Consider the following 17,084-nt stretch of genomic DNA (forward strand, 5'->3'; position numbering starts at 1 on the left):
GATGAACCCCTTGATTGGTATTGGATTGCGCACGCCCCATTACGACGAGATATTGCGCACCCTGCCGGCGGTTGGCTGGCTGGAGGTGCACAGCGAAAATTACTTTGAACGTCACAGCCGGGGTTTTCAGGTGCTGAGCGAGCTGGCCAGGCACTATCCCGTCAGCCTGCACGGCGTCGGCATGTCGCTGGGCTCGGCCGATGCACTCGACCTTGATCACCTCGCCAGCCTCTCGGCGCTGGCCCGCGCCATCAAACCGGTGCGTATTTCAGAACACCTTAGCTGGGGCAGTATTGGGGGGCGCCACTTCAACGATCTGCTGCCGGTCCCCTATACCCGGGAGAGCCTGCTCAGCATGAGCGACAAGATCATGCAGGTGCAGGAGGCGCTCGGCTGCCGGCTGCTGATCGAGAATCCCTCTTCATACCTGCAACTGGCGGGGGAGATGCCGGAGTGGGAGTTTCTGGCGGAGCTGCAGCGACGCAGCGACTGCGCCATCCTGCTCGATCTCAACAACCTCTACGTCAGTGCCTTCAACCACGGCTTTGCATGCCGCGACTATCTGGCCGCCATCGACATCGCTACGGTGGGCGAAATTCACCTGGCCGGTTTTACCGATCAGTCCCTGCCGCAGGGGCACCTCTATATCGATACCCACAGCGCGCCGGTGAGCGAACCTGTGTGGGCCCTCTATGAGGAGATCTGCCGCCAGCGCGCCATTCCCACCCTGATCGAGTGGGATCTCGAGATACCGCCGCTCCCCGTGCTGTTGGCGGAGGCCGAGCGCGCGAGCGCCATGCTGGACGCCGCCATGGCCACCCATCTTGTGCCGGAGGCTGCCCATGTCTGAACTGGCTTGCCGGCAGCAGCAGTTTGCCGAGGGGCTGCTTGGCCAGAGCGAGGCCATTCTGCCCCACATCCACTCCCGTCTCTTTACGGCGGATGCCGTACTGCAGGTCTATCGCAACCACTTCATCCTGAGCCTTGGCGAGGTGCTGGCGGGCAGCTATCCAGCCGTCAAAGCCATGGTGGGGGAGGCGTTTTTCGACGCCGCGGCGCGCAGCTTCGTGCTGGCAGAGCCGCTCTGCGAAGGGAGCGTGATGCATTACGGCGCCGGCTTTGGCGACTGGCTTGCCCGGCTGCCGACCACCGCAAATCTGCCCTGGCTGGGGGAGCTGGCCCGCTTCGAGTGGGCACTGGAGCGCACCAGTTTGCTGGCTGCCGAGGGGCGCCACTGGCCGGCCGAGCGGGTGGCCGCCCTGTCGCCAGCGGCCTGGCAGACGCTGGTGCTGATCCCGGCCTGCGATCTGTGTCTGTTCGACAGCCCGCGCCCGGTGGATGCCCTCTGGCAGATGGCCCTGCACGAGGGCGAGACAGTGCAGGATCTGGCGGCTCCCGCCTGGCTAGCCCTCAAGAAACAGCCCGATTGCCGGGTATTGCCGCTGAGCCTGAGCGAAGGAGAGTGGCGCCTGCTGGATGGCTGCCGCCAAGGCATTGCCCTGTCGGCCCTGCTGGCGTGGGACTCGCAGGCTGCAGAGTCTCTGACTCGCCTCGTCACCCTGGGCCTGCTGGTCGATGTGACCTCAACGCTGGAGTAAATTCGATGACAAATCACAAGTGGACACTGATGCAACCGGTGGGCCCCGCTGTTCCCTGGTGGCTGAGCGGCGCCCTGTTGCTGCTGGCCAGGTGCTGGGCGGCGGCGGCCTTCTTTCGTTCCGGCTGGCTCAAGCTGAGCGCCTGGGACAGCACCCTCTATCTGTTCGAGTTCGAGTATCAGGTGCCCCTGCTGCCCTGGCAGTGGGCGGCCTGGCTTGGCACGGCCACCGAGCTGCTGCTGCCGGTGCTGCTGCTGGTCGGGCTCTTTACCCGACCGGTCGCCGCCCTGTTGTTTGCCTTCAACATGGTGGCGGTGATCTCCTATCCCACCCTCTGGGCCGGCGGTTTTTACGATCACCAGCTGTGGGGCTGGATGCTGCTGACCCTGGTCGTCTGGGGGGCGGGGCCGCTGGCCTGGGACCAGTGGCGCCTTGCCAGGCGGGCGTGAAGTCTCCACACTGGCGCTTTGTTCAGGCGCCCGCGGGGGGCCTGTTCACCTCAACGAACGTCACAAGGAGAAGCGCCGATGATCATCCGTCAGGCAACGCAGACAGACATTCCCGCGCTGGTGACCCTGCGCATGGCGCTGTTTTGCGAGGTGGGGGAGCTGAGCGAACCGCTGGCCGACCTGGATCTCTGGCAGGCGACCAGCCGTTACTTCAGCACGGCGCAGGCCGAGGAGAGCGCCCGCTCCTGGGTGGCGGAAGTGGATGGCGAGGTGGTGGCGAGTGCGACCCTGGCCCTCTTCGTGCGCCCGCCTTATCCCGGCAACTTGGCGGGAAGGGAGGGTTATCTGCTCAACATGTATACCCTGCCGGCCCACCGCCGGCAGGGGGTGGCCGGCGCCCTGCTGGATCAGATGGCGGACTATGCCAAAGCGCAGCAGCTGGGCCGGGTCTGGCTGCATGCCAGCGACGAGGGGCGCCCGCTCTATGAGCGGATCGGTTTTGTGGCCAATCCCGCTTATCTGGAGTGGCAGCCCGGGTGATCCCTCGCCGGGCCTTGCACGTATCAGGCGCAGGCTGCACTGCGAGCCCCTCGTCGGCTGTGGCAAAATATCGGCCGAATTCTGATCGCACCACGGTGCTCAACTAAGATCAGCCTCAACAGGCTCGTGACGGTTTACCCAGCGCCGAGCCTTGTGCCCGTATCCACCTTGTCAGTACAGAGGTATGACATCCATGTTCAACAACAAGCTGAAGGCGCAGTTGCAGGCCTGCCAGGCACAGCTGGCCGAATCCCAGGGCTTCGTGGAGGCGGTCAAGGAAGGGATCGCAACCATCATGTTCACCCCGGATGGAGAGATCCTGGAGGCCAACCAGCCATTCTTGAACCTGATGGGTTACAGCGCGATGGAGTTGCAGGAGCAGCACCACCGAATGTTTTGCAGCCCGGAGCTGGCTCGCTCTGCCGATTACCAGCAGTTCTGGGCCCAGCTCAAGCAGGGCCGGGTCAAGTCCGGCATCTTCTCGCGTCTCAACAAGCGGGGCGAGGTGGTCTGGCTGGAGGCGAGCTACTTCCCGGTCAAGTCGCAGGGACGGGTGACTCAGGTGATCAAGATCGCCAGCGACGTTACCGCCAAGCATCAGCAATTGCTGCGTCAGGAAGCGGTCACCAAGGCGCTGGAACGTTCGCTGGCGATGATCGAGTTCACCCCCAATGGCGACATCATTTCGGCCAACGCCAACTTCCTGAGCTGTGTCGGATATACCTTGAGCGATCTCAAGGGACGCAATCACCGCATGTTCTGCGATGACGCCTTCTATGAAGAGAACCCCCGCTTCTGGGAGGAGCTGGCTCAGGGCCAGTTCAAGTCCGGGCTCTTCTTGCGGCGCAACAGCCACGGCGAGGCGATCTGGCTGGAGGCCACCTACAACCCGATCCGCGACGAGAGCGGCAAGGTGAGCCGGGTCATCAAGTTTGCCAGCGACATCACCGAGCGGGTCACCAAGAGCCATGCGGTGCGCGATGCAGCCCAGGTGGCTCATGCCACGGCGCAGGAGACCCTGCGCAGTGCCGAGCAGGGGGCGGATCTGCTGTGCTCTGTGGTGGACACCTCGTCGCTCATCAGCGAGCAGGTGGACAAGACCATACTGCTCATCAACCAGCTCAACGAGCAGTCCAAAAACATCGAGGCCATCGTCTCCACCATCAGCAGCATCGCCGATCAGACCAATCTGCTGGCCCTCAATGCGGCCATCGAGGCGGCTAGGGCCGGGGATCAGGGACGCGGTTTCGCAGTGGTAGCCGATGAGGTGCGCCAGCTGGCGGCGCGCACGTCGCTCTCCACCGACGAGATTGCCAAGGTGGTGCAGAAGAACCGTGAGCTGACCGCCAGGGTGACCGACGACATGGCCAGGGTGGCCGGCAGCGCCGAGCTCGGCAAGCAGCAGATCGACAAGGTCAACGAGGTGATGGCGGAGATCCGGCAGGAGGCCAACAATGTCTCGGCGACCGTCTCCAGCCTCTCCATCTGATGCCGTTCAGGGGGCCTGCCTCGTGAGAGGCAGGCTGTCATCCTGGCCGTTATTTCGACAGGCTGTATGAATGGTGAGCAGTCGATATCCCAGTCTGAACCCCCGCTGTATCGCTCCCTGCTTGTGAATTGCCCGTTGGTGGCGGCCTGTTTAGGCTTGCCGCCTCATTATTTCTGGAGCAAGCGAAGACGATGGCAACGAGAAGAGATGGCAGGGCACTGGCGCTGCTGGCGGGCATGGTGGCAAGCGTGGGACTGAGCGGCTGTATGGGGCAGATGGGGCTCTCCTCCATGGTGACCAAGGGCAACCTCAGCGTGGTGGACAACCGTTACGGCCGGGCCGGGGTCTTCGTCCTGCTCTCGCCGGTCTATGGCCTGGCGGCCACCGCCGATCTGTTCGTGTTCAATACCATCGAATTCTGGTCTGGCAAGAACCCCATCACCGGCAAGTCGCCGGCGCTGGTGGATCAGAAGCTGGACGCCCTGATCAAGGTCAATCAGCACCTGGACCCGTCCCTCAACAAGGTGCCGCTGGCCATGCTGCCGCAAGGGGTGCGCGAGGTGGAGGTGAGCTACCCGGACGAGCGCACCGCCCAGATGGAGGTGCACTACCTGGACGGGCGCAGCAGCCTGATGCGTGGCGAAAAGCGCGGCGAGCTGCTGGACATCTATTTCGACGGCCGGCTTGTGTCGACCCTGACCCCGGCCCAGCTGGAGGAAAAAGCCCGGACTGGCAGTGCCGAGGCGTAAATTCATCTGAATCCAGATCTATTCCTCTCTGGATAAGGTATACCTAGTCAGCAGGCAAGATCGCCATGATGTCCAAGGGAGCAGGCTATGACGGTGAATGGATTGCGGTTGGCAGAGTTGATTGGTTCCCTCAGTCATGCACTCGACATGACCGAGGGACAACCAAGAGGGCACTGCATTCGCTGTTGCTGGATAGGTTCCCGGCTGGCCGAGCGGTTGGCGCTGGATGCCCGGCAGCGCCATGATCTCTATTACATGCTGCTGCTCAAGGATCTGGGGTGCAGCAGCAATGCGGCCCGTATCTGCGAGCTCTATCTCACCGACGATCTTCACTTCAAACGCGACTTCAAGCTGGTGGATGGCTCCCTCTCCGAGGTGGTCAACTTCGTGCTGGGCCACACCGGCTTGCAGGCGGATCTGCTGGGGCGTTTTCGCAGCCTGTTCCATATCTTTCGCAACGGCGATCAGATTGCCAACGAACTGATCCAGACCCGTTGTCATCGGGGGGCGGACATCGCTCGCCAGTTGCGGTTCAGTGAAGAGGTCGCCGCCGGCATCCTCTCTCTGGATGAGCACTGGAACGGCAAAGGTCGACCGTTGCAACTGGCCGGTGACGCGATTCCGCTCTTCTCTCGCATAGCGCTGCTCTGCCAGGTGGTGGATGTGTTTCACGCTACTGCTGGCCCGGATGCAGCCCTCAAAGAGCTGCGCGAGCGCAGCGGCAGCTGGTTTGATCCTCAATTGGTTAGCGAGTTTGAGGCGTTGGCGGATGACGACTTTTGGCAAGGACTGGCGGATCCCAGGTTGGCTGAGTGGGTGTTCGTTCACCCGGCCGGGCAGGGGGAAGTAGCTCTGGATGAAGACTATCTGGACGAGATCGCGGCGGCGTTTGGCCAGGTGGTGGACTCCAAAAGTCCCTACACCGCTGGTCATAGTGGCCGGGTGGCGCTCTATACCGACATCCTCGCCACCCAGATGGGCTTGTCCGAGCAGCGACGACGCTGGCTCAAGCGCGGCGCTCTGCTCCACGACGTGGGCAAGCTGGGGGTGAGCAACGCCATTCTCGACAAGCCGGGCAAGCTGGATGCGCAGGAGTGGGCCGCCGTGCAGATGCATGCCGCCTATACCGAGGAGATCCTGAGTCGCATCGGGGCGTTCGAGGAGCTGGCGCAAGTGGCGGGGGCCCACCATGAGCGCCTCGATGGCAAGGGTTACCCCAAAGGATTGAAAGGGGACGAGATAGCCTTGGAGACCCGCATCATCACCACGGCCGACATTTTTGATGCCATCACGGCCAAACGGCCCTATCGCGGCGCCATCCCGGTGCCCCAGGCGCTGGAGATGATGGCCGAGACGTTGGGATCAGCGATTGATCCGGACTGCTTTGCTGCCCTGCAGGCGGGGATCCAGGATTTTTCCCTCTACCTCCCGTTCGAGCAGCCGCTGGCAAACGCCAGTTAATGTTGGCGCCATATCTGGCCTCAAGCCATTGGCCTGAGATGACAACGCCCCGCTTTGCGGGGCGTTTTGCTATGGGTGGCTCTGACTGCGGGGCGGGTGCATCACCAGGCCCAGCAGCCGGCGCAGGTGGGTGAGCTGTTCGGTGAGTTGCAGGTTGAGCCACAGATAGCCGCTGATGGCGGCCTCGCCGCCGGCGTCGATCCGCACCCGGCCGGCCGCCTCCTGCAGACGGCTGATGGCCAGCTCAGAGCCCTGCAGCTCGCCGCTCTTGAGCATCAGCGCCAGCTCGCTCATCAGCGCCTCGGTCGCCTGCTGGCAGGCGCGCAGCTCAGGGGTGCTCTGCATCAGAAAGTGGCTCTGGCGATCGCGCCAGTAGGTGTTGGCCAGCATCTCCAGGGTGCAGAGGGTGTTGCGCATGGTGGTCTGGATCGCTTCGAACAGGGCGCTGCCAAGGCGGGTTTCCTTGACGGCCGGGGTCAGCAGGGGACGCAAACTCACCATCTTGGCGAGCAGTCTGGCGTGGTTGTGGGCGAGGCGCGGCCGCTCCAGCACGTTGGGGGAGAGGTGGGTGTGGTAGAGCCGCTGGGCCTGCTGCAGGGTGTCGTGCATCTGCAGCCGCCAGTGGCTGTAGGCGCGCTGGGGATAGATGCTGCAAAACAGCAGCGCCAGCAATGAGCCCAGGATCACGTCGGCACTGCGCCACAGGGCGGTCTCGATGTCGCCGGGCATGGCCCCCATGGTGACGCCGAGGGTGATGCCGATGAGCAGCCCCACGTAGGGGCGCTTGCCGAGCGCCAGATAGCCGCACAGAAACATGATGCAACCGCACCACAGCAGCATCAGCGGCAGGGAGTAGAGCTCGAGATAGAGCGCCACCACCCCGCAGCTGGCGCCGAAGATGGTGCCGACCACCCGCTGCAGGGCGCGCGACAGCACATTGCCCCAGAACGAGATGGGGCCCATCACTACCACCAGGGTGATGAGGGGCCAGGTGCTTTCCGGCAGCTTGAGCTCGCGGGTCAGCAGAAAGGTGAGCATGAAGGCGAGCGCGATGCGCAGGCCGTGGACGATGCGGTAGTGACCGTAGATCAGCAGATCGAGCCGGGAGAGGGGGGCATTCAGGCGCAAGGGACAAGCCTCGGATTCATGGGGGCAGCCACCCCGCCACGCCCGGCGGGGTGGACACCGGTATCAGGCCACTCGTCCCTGGAGTGGGTGGATCCAGACCCGCTCGCCGACCGCGATGGCTGGCTGGGCGGGGACGATTTCAATCAGGCAGTTGGCATCGCTCATGGAGCTGAGGATGCCGGAGCCCTGCGGCCCTGTGGTGCGTACCCGCAGCACGCCGCTGGCGTCCTGATGGAAGATGCCGCGCAGGAACTCAGTGCGCCCGGGTCGGCTCTTCATCTGCTGCTCGGCCAGCGCCGAGAGGCGCAGCGGCTGCCACACCCGGCCCTGCAGGCGGGCGATGGCGGGCTCGACGAATTGCAGGAAGCAGATCATGGCGGCCACCGGGTTGCCGGGCAGGCCGAAGAAGGGGGTCTGCCCCAGCTTGCCGAAGGCGAGCGGGCGGCCCGGCCGCATCTGGATGCGCCAGAAGGCGATCTGGCCAAGCTCGGCCAGCACCTGCTTGATGAAGTCGGCATTGCCGACCGACACCCCGCCCGAGCTCAGCACCAGGTCGGCGTCGACCGCGGCCTGTGCCAACTGCTGGCGCAGAATGGCGGGATCATCGGGGATGATGCCAAGGTCCATCACCTCGCAGCCGGCCCCGGCGATGAGCGCCATCAGGGTGAAGCGGTTGCTGTCGAAGATGTGGCCGGGGGCGAGCGTCTCGCCCGGTGCCTGCACCTCGTCGCCGGTGCTGAACAGCGCCACCTTGAGCGGTGCGCGCACCGTCAGCGTTGCCTGTCCCAGAGAAGCCGCAAGCCCGAGCTGAGGGGCGCCGAGGCGGGTGCCGGCTGGGATGGCGACCGCGCCCAGCGCCAGATCTTCGCCGGCCTGACGCACGTTCTGCCCTGCCTTGACGGGGGCGCTGACGCTGACCCATTCACCGTCAAGCTGGTTCTCTTCGCGCATCACCACGGTATCGACGCCGGGGGGAAGCGGGGCGCCGGTCATGATCTGCACCGCCTGTCCCGCCAGCACCGGCTCGCTGCGCGGCTGGCCCGCCAGCACTTCCCCCACCAGCTGCCAGCGGCCGGCGGCGAGATCGTCGCTGCGCAGGCCAATGCCGTCCATCGCCGAGTTGGCGTGGGGCGGCACATTGATGGGGCTGACGAGATCCCCCGCCAGCACGGCACCGTGGCAGCGGGCGAGCGGCAGGTCGATGCTGCGGGTAGAGGGGGCGAGTGCGTCAAGAATGGCCTGGCGCGCCCCCTCGACCGACAGGAACCCGGCCCCCGGTGCCTGCTCCTGCTGCTGGCTCTGCGCCAGGTAGGCACAGACGAAGTCGGCGATGGCCTCCAGATCATTGATGTCGAGCCGGGGCAGGGCGGTCTCTGTGGGCTGATCGCTGGCCACGGCGATGATGTCGCGATCCATCGGGAACAGCAGCGGCTTGCCGATGGCGGCGCGGTGCAGCTCGATTTTCGGGAAGTGCTCGTGCTTGAACCCTTCCACCAGCAGCAGGTCGAGGCTGCGCTGATCGAAGCTGGCCAGCAGCTCGCGAAAATCGGCCTCACCCAGATCGGTCTCGATGATGCGGGCGTGACGGCGGCGGGAGGCCACCATCATCTGGCAGGCACCGGCCTGGCGCAGGCGGTGGCTGTCTTTGCCCGGCTGGTCGATGTCAAAGTCGTGGTGGGCGTGTTTGAGCACCCCGAGGCGCAGGCCGCGGCTCACCAGCAGGGGGATGAGCTGCTCGAGCAGAGTGGTCTTGCCGGTGCCGCTCCAGGCGGCAAAGCCGAGCAGAGGCAGGGTGGGGGCCGGGGTCATGAGGTGGCTCCTTGTCCGGTCGCGGAGTCTGGCAGGCGCGCCTCGTAGGCGGCCAGCTCGTCCGGGCTGTTGAGATTGATGAAGGCATCCGGCTGGTCGGCAAAGCTCACCACCGCCATCTGGTGGCGGGCAAACCAGATATCGATTTTGCGCTCTCCCTCGGCCAGCGCGGCGGACAGGGAGGGGAGCAGGGACTTGTGCAGCAGAGCTACTACGGGTTGCAGCCAGTCGCCGTCATGGGCTACCACCAGCTCGGTCGCCGGGGTCAGGGCGGCGCGAAAGCGCGCCATCAGATCGCGGGGCAGGGCGGGGCCGTCGCAGGGCACGAACAGCACCCAGTCGTGACGGGCGGCGGCAAGGCCGGCCTGCATGCCGGCCAGCGGGCCGAGATAGTCGGGGTTGTCGTCGCCGATGACCGGGGCCAGCGCCTGGTAGCGGGCCTGGCTGCGGTTGGCGTTGATCAGGATCTCGTCCACCTGGGGCCTCAGTCGGTCAAGCACGTGGTCGATGAGCGGGCGGCCCGCCAACTCGACCCAGCCCTTGTCGGCGCCCCCCATGCGGGTGGCACGGCCGCCGGCCAGCACCACGGCGGAGACGGGGAAGCGGTCAGTACGAGGTTCGCTGTTTGAGGTCATGTCGCTCGATGATTTTCAAAGGAGTGGGTTCGTGCAGCCGGCCCCGGGCGAGGGTCCATTGCCGCTCGCACAGGTCGGTCAGATCGTTGCTCTGGTGGCTGATGATGACCAGGCCGCTGCCCTGTTCCCGCAGATCTTGCGCCATGGCGGCCATCAGGGCAACCGAATGTGCATCCAGATTGGCGGTGGGCTCGTCCATCAGCAAAAAGGCGGGCTGCAGCGCCCAGGCGCGGGCCATGGCCAGCCGCTGGCGCTCGCCGCCAGACAAAATGCTGATGTGCTCGCGCGCCAGGCTCTCCAGTTCGACCCGGCGCAGCGCCTCGAACACCCGCACCTCGTCGGCGGCGCGATGGCCGAGGGCCCAGGCCACGTTGTCGTGCACGCTGCGATCAAACAGGTAGGGAGTCTGGTGCAGGTAGGTGACCCGACCCGGCCCCGGATCGCGCTTGAGCCACTGGCCGAGCTTGCCGCGCCAGCCAGAGGGGAGGTTGGTGTGGCCCCGGGTCGGGGTGAGCAGGCCGGCCAGGATCTTGAGCAAGGTGGTCTTGCCCACCCCGTTCGCGCCGCGCAGCCAGATGGCGTCGCCGGCCGCGATGGAGAGCTGCTCAATCTGGAACAGGTCGCGCTCGCCAAAGCGCATCATCAGCTGGTGGGCGGTCAGGGCCATGGCGTACTCCGGTGGATGAACGGTGGGGGCATGGTCGGTTCTTCACATAACCGTGACCGCGACAGCGGTGGGGTCAGCAGCATTTGGCTATGGATAATAGTGCGCTGCGCCATGGTCAGTTCTTCAGATAGCTGTGACCACGGCACGCGGTCAGCAACAGGTTGAGCAGCAGGGCCAGGGCCAGCAGCACTATGCCGAGTGCCACCCCCTGGGTGAAGGCCCCTTTCTGGGTCTCCAGCGCGATGGCGGTGGGGATGTTGCGGGTGAAGTGCAAAATGTTGCCCCCCACCATCATGGAGCAGCCCACCTCGGTGACGATGCGGCTGAAGGCGCCGATCACCGCCGCCAGCAGGCCGAAGCGGCACTCGCGCATCAGCCCGAGCAGCGCCTTGGGCCAGGAGAGCCCCAGGGTGCGGGCGGTCTCCCAGGCGCGCCGGTCGCTCTGCACGAACGCCGCGTGAGCCATGGTGGTGATCACCGGAAAGGCGATCAGCATCTGCCCCACCACCATGGCCTGCTGGGTGAACAGCATCTTCCAGTCGCCGAAGGGGCCGGCCCGCGACAGCAGCATGTAGAGCAAGAGGCCAATCACCACGGTCGGCACTGACTGCAGGGTATTGATGCAGGAGAGCCAGAGCCAGCGCGCCGGGATCGGCAGATAGGCCAGCGCGAAGCCGAGCAGCAGGGCCGGCAGCAGCACCAGCCCGAGCGCGAGGCCCGACACCGAGAAGGAGACCCCCACCACCTGCCACAGTTCGGCGTCACCACTGAACAGCAGCGCCAGCGCCGCCAGTGTGGTCTCGATCAGGGTCGGCACCGGGCGCCTCCGTCACTCAAGGTGGCGAGGGGCACCAGGGGCAGGTCGAGCAGGGTCGGCCTTGGCATCACTGTGGCTTGGCGTCGGCCACGAACAGCGGCTGGCCGGCCACCTTGAAGTCACCGATAAGCTGCTGGCCATGCTGGGAGACCAGCCAGTTCTTCAGGGTGCGGGCCCCTTCGGTGTTGAGATCCGGGTAGCGCTTGGGGTTGACCAGGATCACCTGATAGGGGTTGAACAACCGCTTGTCCCCCTCCAGCAGCACGGCGAGATCCAGCTTGCTCTGGTAGGCGAGCCAGGTGCCGCGGTCGGTCAGGGTGTAGGCACCGAGCTCCGAAGCCATGGTCAGGGTCGGCCCCATACCCTGGCCGATGGACTTGTAGCCGGCGAACTCAGGCTTGACGTCGGCCGCCTGCCACAGGGTCTTCTCCTTGATGTGGGTGCCGGACTCGTCCCCGCGGGAGATAAAGGTCTGCCCCTTGTCTTCGATGGCCTCCAGCGCCTTAGCGGCGTCGTGCAGCTTGCCAAGACCGGCCGGATCTTTCGCCGGGCCGACGATGACGAAGTCGTTGTACATCAGGTGCTCCGGCTCGATGCCAAAGCCCGCCTCGACGAAGGCCTGCTCGGCAGAGGGGGCGTGGGTCATCACCAGATCCGCGTCGCCGTTCTCGCCCATCTTCAGGCTCTGGCCGGTACCGGCCGCCATCACCTGCACCGGGTAGCCGGTCTCCTTGGTGAACTGGGGCAACAGCCAGCCCAGCAGGCCGGACTGTTCGGTGCTGGTGGTGGTGGCGAGGCGGATGGGCGCCTTGGTCTCGGCATGGCTGGCAGCGCTCCAGAGCGGCAGGCTGAGCAGCAGGGCGGAGGAGAGGGCAAGGGCGAGGCGTTTGCGCACTGTGGCTGTGATCATGATGTCAGGGTACCCGGTGATGGAGAGAGGGCAGGACTAAGCAAGCAGGGTGCCAAGCTGACCGCGAGCCTTGTTCGGCCCAGTTTTTAATGTGAAAACAGTCGGTTAAGCGCACTAATTGCGTGATGGCACCGTCGCTTTTAATAAACGGAGTTGGCACTTGGGGCCGGTTAGCGACAAAATGTCCCACAGTTTATAAGGTCGGTGGGACAATCCCGGAACCTTGTCGAATCTGAGGTACTTTTTTCATGACTGCACCCGCCAGCCGCTGGTCCGCCCTCTCCTTGCTCATCGTCGACGACGAACCCGGCATGCGCAGCTTCCTCGCCAAGGCGCTGGCCCGGCGCTTCGCCCAGATAGAGACGGCCGCCAGCGTGGAGGAGGCCGAGGCCCTGCGCTGCCGCCTGCATTTTGATCTCATCATCGCCGACATCCGCCTGCCGGGGCGCTCCGGCATCGAGTGGCACGAGGCCATCGATCCCGCCACCCGGCGCAGCGACATCATCTTCATGACCGGTTTCGGCGACATGGAGACCGCCCTCAAGGCGCTGCGGCTCGGTGCCAGCGACTTCATTCTCAAACCCTTCAACCTGGATCAGATGGTGCAGGCGGTGGACCGGGTCATCGAGCGCCGCCAGATGGAGCGGGAGAACCTGCTGCTGCGCCGGGAGGTGAGCAAGCTGTTCCCGCCCACCCTGATCGGCGACAGCGCCAAGACCCGCGAGCTCAAGACGCTGATCGCCCGGGTCGCCCCCTCCAACGCCGCCGTGCTGGTGGAGGGGGAGTCCGGCACGGGCAAGGAGCTGGTGGCCCGCGCCCTGCACCAGCTCTCCGGTCGGATGGGGGCCTTCGTGCCGCTCAACTGCGCCTCCATCGCCCCCGAGCTGCTTGAAAGCGAGCTGTTCGGCCACGTGCAGGGGGCCTTTACCGGCGCCCGCAAGGGGCGCGACGGCCTGTTCCGGGTCGCCCACCAGGGCACGCTGTTTCTGGACGAGATCGGCGAGATGCCGCTCGCCATGCAGGCCTCCCTGCTGCGGGCGCTGGAGCAGAAAGCCATCCGCCCGGTCGGTGCCGAGCGCGAGCTTTCGGTGGACGTGCGCATCGTCGCCGCCACCAACCGCAACCTGAAGGCGGAGGTGGAGGCGGGCCGGTTTCGTGAAGATCTCTTCTACCGCCTCAACGTGGTGGCGCTGCCGGTGGCCCCCCTGCGTGAGCGCATCGACGACATTCCCGCCCTGGTGCACCACTTCACCCGCCAGCTCACCGCCGAGATGGGGATGGGCGCCCTGCACTGGACCCACGAGGATGTGGTGGCCATGCAGGCCTACCCCTGGCCCGGCAACGTGCGCGAGCTGCGCAACCTCATTGAGCGCTGCCTGCTGCTGGGCAAGCCCCCCGCCGAATACTGGCAAAGCGCCAAGCCGGCCGAGTCGGCGCGGGGGGAGGAGGGCTATCCGCTGGAGTGGGCGCTGGCCGAGGTGGAGAAGGCTCACATCTTGCAGGTGGTGGCGAGCCATGATGGCAACAAGTCGGCCGCCTCCCGAGTACTCGGGGTGGCACGCAAGACCCTGGAGCGCAAGTTCAAGGAGTGGGCCATCGAATGAGCCGGCTCGCCCCTTGCCGCCGGAGTGAGTCATGAGGCTGGCGCAGATCCCGTGGTTGCTCAGAACCAAGGTGCGCTGGCGTCTGCTGCTGCTCACCTCGGTGCCCATCATGCTGACCCTGGCCGGCATGATAGGACTCACCCTCTACTGGACCCTCACCTACAGCTGGCAGAACCTGCTCACCACGGTGCGCAGCGACCTGGGCGTCGCCCACCACGCGGTGAGCGTGCAGCAGCAGCGCCAGGCCGAGCACCTCGAACACCTGCGCGATGCCTGGGCCTTCCAGCTGCAGCTGCGCGAATCCCCCGCTCGCTTGCGCCAATGGGTGATGCCGCTCGCCGCCAACTACGGCCTCGATTTTTTGCGCCTGCGCAGCGGCAGCGAGCTGGATCTGCTGCCAGCGCAGGATCGTGCGGCCCTCGCCGCCGGGTGCAGCGTCAGCCACTTCGTGGTCTGGTCGCGGGAGCAACTGCTGGCGCTCTCGCCGGCACTGGCCAGCCGCGCCGTGCTGGAGCGGGAATATGATCCGGTGGCGGGGCAGGAGACCCGTGGCCTGGTCAGCCTCTCGCTGACCCCGGTGATGGGGCGGGACGGCAGCCTCTGGGGTGTGCTGGAGGGGGGCGAGCTCATCAACGGCAGCACCCGGCTGGTGGATGAGCTCAAGGGTCAGGTGTTTGCCAAGAACACCCTGCCGGCCGGCAGCATCGGCACCGTCACCCTGTTTCTCGGCGATCTGCGGGTGAGCACCAACGTGCCCGCCAGCAGCAGTCGCCAGCTGGGGCGGGCGGTGGGCACTCGGGTGTCGGCGCCGGTGCGCGAGCAGGTGCTGGGGCGCGGTGAGCCCTGGATTGATCGCGCCTTCGTGCACGACGCCTGGTATGTGTCGGGCTACGAGCCGCTCTTGGGCGCCAATGGCGAGCGCATCGGCATGCTCTACGTCGGTTTTCTCGAGTGGCCCATCATCCGTACCTACCTCACCAACCTGCTGGAGCTGGGCTCCGGCGTGGTGGTGTTGCTGCTGCTCTCCGGCCTGCTGGTCTATCGCGGCGCGCGGGACTTGTTCACCCCTATCGAGCGGATGCACAAGGTGGTGCGCCAGGTACAGGCGGGTCAGCCGGCCCGCATCGGCGTGCTGGCCCTCGACCCCGATCACGAGCTGGCTCAGCTCGGTCGCCAGTTCGACGCCATGCTGGATCAGCAGGCGGCGCACCAGCAGCAGCTGGCCCGCAGCGCCGACGAGCTGGAGCAGAAGGTGGCCGAGCGCACCCAGAGCCTTGAGCAGAAGACCGCCGAGCTCGAACACCACATCCACATGTTGACCCAGGCCCGCCAGCAGCTGCTGATCAGCGAGAAGCTGGCGGCCCTCGGCGAGCTCTGCGCCGGGGTGGCCCACGAGATCAACAATCCGCTGGCGGTGATCCTCGGCAACGTGGAGCTGATGAAGCTGGAGCTGGGGGAGGCGGCCGCGCCGGTGAGCGAGGAGCTGGCGCTGGTGCTGGCCCAGATCGAGCGCATTCGCGCCATCACCCGCAGTCTGCTGCAATATTCGCGTCCCGGCGACTACGAGACGGCGCCGGTGTGGCAGCACCTCACCCCCATCATCGAGGAGAGCCTGACCCTGGTGCGTTCCGCCCTGCGCCAGCAGCAGGTGAACCTGGTGGCCGATCTCAGGGCCCAGCAGCCCATCGAGGCGGATCGCCAGCAGTTGCTGCAGGTGCTGATCAACCTTTTGGTCAACGCCAGCCATGCGTTGGGGGAGCAGGGGGAGATCCGGGTCGAGAGCCGCGACTGGCTGGATGACGCCGGGGCCCTGCAGGGGGCCGAGGTGCGGGTCATCGACAACGGCAGCGGCATCGAGGCCGCCATCATCGACAAGATCTTCGACCCCTTCTTCACTACCCGTGCCACCGGTACCGGGCTGGGGCTGGCCTTGAGCCACCGCATCATCAGTCGCTGGGGCGGGGAGCTGTTGGTAGATTCCACCCCGGGGCAGGGCAGCTGCTTTACCATCCGCCTGCGCAGCCACGCCCGGCTGGCCAGCGGCGGCGAGCGCGCCCGGCTGGAGGGGTGGCGCATCGCCCTCAACGCCGAGGGGCGTGATGCAAGCGTCGAGCCCCAGCCATGACAACATCATAAAAAGCCCGCCGAACTTGAAGGGCGTGCATTGCCCTCAATGGGGAGGGTGACTGTCGCAATTCAGAGTGAGGCACAAAAAAGCCCGCCAAACTTGAAGGGCGCGTATTGCCCTCAATGGGGAGGGGGTGACTGCCGCAATTCAGAATGAGGCACAAAAAAGCCCGTCAATATTGGCGGGCTTTTTTACGGGCGAGTGAGGGGATACTTACTGCGGACTCCACACCAGCTTGCCGCTCTGGGTCAGGTCATAGCCGCCGAGGCGGGCTGCCAGCTCGCGCCCCTCGGGGGATTGCAGCCAGCCGATCAGCTGCTGCAGCAGGGTGCGAAAGAAGACCCCCTGCGGCATCACCAGATCGAAGCACTCCTGGGAGAGCGGCATGAAGTCGAGGGCGAATTCGGTGGCGGTGCTCTGGGCGCCGGGCCCGACGTCGGCATCGCCGCGGCTGATGGCGGCGGCCAGCTCCCGCTCGCTGTTGACCTCGAGGGTGCGATCCAGCCGGGTCAGTGACTCCCCTTGTGTTTGCAGCCACTCCTGCAGAGCGCGCTGGCTACCGGCCCCCTCCTGGCGCATGGCCCAGCGCCAGTCGAGCGCTTGTCTCGCCTCTTTCGGTTGCAAGCCCCGGCGCAGCACCAGCCCCTGCACCCGCCGAAATCCATGTACGATCACCCATTGTCGGTGGCCCTGATACTGCTGCACCAGCGCCGGATGGCGCAGGTGGGCCTCCTCGGCCTGACCCCAGTGGATGGCGCACAGATCCACATGGCCGCGTGCCAGCATCGCCAGCCCCTGCCTTGTGCCACACGGGGTGTAGCCCACCAGTGCCTGGGTGCCGAGCTGCTGGGCCAAACGACTGCTGGCGTAGTGCAGCAGCACGTCGTCCGAACCCACCAGCAGCAGCCGGTCGTTCATCACCCCCTCGTGGCAGCTGCCAAGCAGCCAGCGATCGAGCAGGGAGCGCGGAAACAGCCACTTGCCGGTCGCCTTGGTGGCTGGGATGCGCGCCTCGTTGGCGAGCTGGTAGACCTTCTTCTCGTTGAGATCGAGGTATTCGGCCACCTGCTTCACGTTCATAAACTCGTTCATGGCTTGCG

Annotated in this window: 16 protein-coding genes; 9 read left to right on the forward strand and 7 right to left on the reverse strand. The window is 65.7% G+C overall.

Going from position 1 to position 17,084, the window contains the following annotated elements; translation table 11 throughout:
* Position 1: 1 nt before the first annotated feature.
* The 7 genes from bufB (at position 2) to PG899_RS08235 (ending at position 6,286) form a co-directional block, all read left to right on the forward strand.
* On the forward strand, positions 2–850 hold the full coding sequence (gene bufB / locus PG899_RS08205; protein ID WP_190283969.1) for an MNIO family bufferin maturase: 849 nt from the start codon (positions 2–4) through the stop codon (positions 848–850).
* Positions 843–1,598, forward strand: coding sequence for an HvfC/BufC N-terminal domain-containing protein (locus PG899_RS08210; RefSeq protein WP_190283970.1), 756 nt, complete (start codon positions 843–845; stop codon positions 1,596–1,598). Before bufB ends, PG899_RS08210 begins: the two co-directional genes overlap by 8 nt.
* 5 nt (positions 1,599–1,603) lie before the next feature.
* Positions 1,604–2,047 carry a DoxX family protein gene (locus PG899_RS08215; protein ID WP_158196920.1) on the forward strand — a complete coding sequence of 148 codons (444 nt, stop codon included), beginning with the start codon at positions 1,604–1,606 and terminating at the stop codon, positions 2,045–2,047.
* A 78-nt stretch (positions 2,048–2,125) separates the two neighbouring features.
* On the forward strand, positions 2,126–2,587 hold the full coding sequence (locus PG899_RS08220; protein ID WP_190283971.1) for a GNAT family N-acetyltransferase: 462 nt from the start codon (positions 2,126–2,128) through the stop codon (positions 2,585–2,587).
* A 193-nt stretch (positions 2,588–2,780) separates the two neighbouring features.
* Positions 2,781–4,076, forward strand: coding sequence for a methyl-accepting chemotaxis protein (locus tag PG899_RS08225; RefSeq protein WP_190283972.1), 1,296 nt, complete (start codon positions 2,781–2,783; stop codon positions 4,074–4,076).
* 128 nt (positions 4,077–4,204) lie between these two features.
* Positions 4,205–4,825 carry a DUF3332 domain-containing protein gene (locus tag PG899_RS08230; protein WP_190283973.1) on the forward strand — a complete coding sequence of 207 codons (621 nt, stop codon included), beginning with the start codon at positions 4,205–4,207 and terminating at the stop codon, positions 4,823–4,825.
* Between the two features lie 87 nt (positions 4,826–4,912).
* The gene (locus tag PG899_RS08235; protein ID WP_017409128.1) at positions 4,913–6,286 is read left to right on the forward strand and encodes an HD-GYP domain-containing protein; all 1,374 of its coding nucleotides are present in this window, start codon (positions 4,913–4,915) and stop codon (positions 6,284–6,286) included.
* A 69-nt stretch (positions 6,287–6,355) separates the two neighbouring features.
* On the opposite strand, the gene PG899_RS08240 is transcribed toward PG899_RS08235, so the two are convergent.
* The 6 genes from PG899_RS08240 to PG899_RS08265 form a co-directional block, all read right to left on the reverse strand.
* Complete coding sequence (locus tag PG899_RS08240) at positions 6,356–7,414, reverse strand: FUSC family protein (RefSeq protein WP_190283974.1); 1,059 nt, start codon at positions 7,412–7,414, stop codon at positions 6,356–6,358.
* A 63-nt stretch (positions 7,415–7,477) separates the two neighbouring features.
* Positions 7,478–9,223: a bifunctional molybdopterin-guanine dinucleotide biosynthesis adaptor protein MobB/molybdopterin molybdotransferase MoeA gene (locus tag PG899_RS08245; protein ID WP_190283975.1), complete on the reverse strand. Its 1,746-nt coding sequence runs from the start codon at positions 9,221–9,223 to the stop codon at positions 7,478–7,480.
* Entirely contained in the window at positions 9,220–9,858 is a 639-nt protein-coding gene (mobA, locus tag PG899_RS08250; protein ID WP_029299481.1) for a molybdenum cofactor guanylyltransferase MobA, read from the reverse strand. Before mobA ends, PG899_RS08245 begins: the two co-directional genes overlap by 4 nt.
* On the reverse strand, positions 9,830–10,525 hold the full coding sequence (locus PG899_RS08255; RefSeq protein ID WP_005303221.1) for an energy-coupling factor ABC transporter ATP-binding protein: 696 nt from the start codon (positions 10,523–10,525) through the stop codon (positions 9,830–9,832). Before PG899_RS08255 ends, mobA begins: the two co-directional genes overlap by 29 nt.
* Positions 10,526–10,640: 115 nt before the next feature.
* Complete coding sequence (locus PG899_RS08260; RefSeq protein ID WP_190283976.1) at positions 10,641–11,342, reverse strand: ABC transporter permease; 702 nt, start codon at positions 11,340–11,342, stop codon at positions 10,641–10,643.
* A 67-nt stretch (positions 11,343–11,409) separates the two neighbouring features.
* Positions 11,410–12,252 (reverse strand): substrate-binding domain-containing protein, encoded by an 843-nt coding sequence (locus tag PG899_RS08265; RefSeq protein WP_270697332.1) that lies wholly within the window; start codon positions 12,250–12,252, stop codon positions 11,410–11,412.
* A 248-nt stretch (positions 12,253–12,500) separates the two neighbouring features.
* On the opposite strand from PG899_RS08265, the gene PG899_RS08270 reads away from it, so the two are divergent.
* Together PG899_RS08270 and PG899_RS08275 are read left to right on the forward strand one after the other, a co-directional pair.
* Positions 12,501–13,856 carry a sigma-54-dependent transcriptional regulator gene (locus PG899_RS08270; RefSeq protein ID WP_029299487.1) on the forward strand — a complete coding sequence of 452 codons (1,356 nt, stop codon included), beginning with the start codon at positions 12,501–12,503 and terminating at the stop codon, positions 13,854–13,856.
* Between the two features lie 31 nt (positions 13,857–13,887).
* Complete coding sequence (locus PG899_RS08275; protein WP_190283978.1) at positions 13,888–15,981, forward strand: sensor histidine kinase; 2,094 nt, start codon at positions 13,888–13,890, stop codon at positions 15,979–15,981.
* Positions 15,982–16,197: 216 nt separating this feature from the next.
* Here the strand turns inward: PG899_RS08275 and PG899_RS08280 are convergent, their stop codons facing one another.
* Entirely contained in the window at positions 16,198–17,064 is an 867-nt protein-coding gene (locus PG899_RS08280) for a helix-turn-helix transcriptional regulator (protein WP_270697333.1), read from the reverse strand.
* Positions 17,065–17,084 lie beyond the last annotated feature (20 nt).

Source organism: Aeromonas sp. QDB39 (assembly GCF_027707585.1).
GTDB lineage: Bacteria > Pseudomonadota > Gammaproteobacteria > Enterobacterales > Aeromonadaceae > Aeromonas > Aeromonas hydrophila.

Bases quoted from the DNA above. Each gene is read 5' to 3' on its own strand.
- bufB (WP_190283969.1), top strand. From the start codon at position 2: ATGAACCCCTTGATTGGTATTGGATTGCGCACGCCCCATTACGACGAG.
- PG899_RS08210 (WP_190283970.1), top strand. From the start codon at position 843: ATGTCTGAACTGGCTTGCCGGCAGCAGCAGTTTGCCGAGGGGCTGCTT.
- PG899_RS08215 (WP_158196920.1), top strand. From the start codon at position 1,604: ATGACAAATCACAAGTGGACACTGATGCAACCGGTGGGCCCCGCTGTT.
- PG899_RS08220 (WP_190283971.1), top strand. From the start codon at position 2,126: ATGATCATCCGTCAGGCAACGCAGACAGACATTCCCGCGCTGGTGACC.
- PG899_RS08225 (WP_190283972.1), top strand. From the start codon at position 2,781: ATGTTCAACAACAAGCTGAAGGCGCAGTTGCAGGCCTGCCAGGCACAG.
- PG899_RS08235 (WP_017409128.1), top strand. From the start codon at position 4,913: ATGACGGTGAATGGATTGCGGTTGGCAGAGTTGATTGGTTCCCTCAGT.
- PG899_RS08245 (WP_190283975.1), bottom strand. From the start codon at position 9,223: ATGACCCCGGCCCCCACCCTGCCTCTGCTCGGCTTTGCCGCCTGGAGC.
- mobA (WP_029299481.1), bottom strand. From the start codon at position 9,858: ATGACCTCAAACAGCGAACCTCGTACTGACCGCTTCCCCGTCTCCGCC.
- PG899_RS08255 (WP_005303221.1), bottom strand. From the start codon at position 10,525: ATGGCCCTGACCGCCCACCAGCTGATGATGCGCTTTGGCGAGCGCGAC.
- PG899_RS08265 (WP_270697332.1), bottom strand. From the start codon at position 12,252: ATGATCACAGCCACAGTGCGCAAACGCCTCGCCCTTGCCCTCTCCTCC.
- PG899_RS08270 (WP_029299487.1), top strand. From the start codon at position 12,501: ATGACTGCACCCGCCAGCCGCTGGTCCGCCCTCTCCTTGCTCATCGTC.
- PG899_RS08275 (WP_190283978.1), top strand. From the start codon at position 13,888: ATGAGGCTGGCGCAGATCCCGTGGTTGCTCAGAACCAAGGTGCGCTGG.
- PG899_RS08280 (WP_270697333.1), bottom strand. From the start codon at position 17,064: ATGAACGTGAAGCAGGTGGCCGAATACCTCGATCTCAACGAGAAGAAG.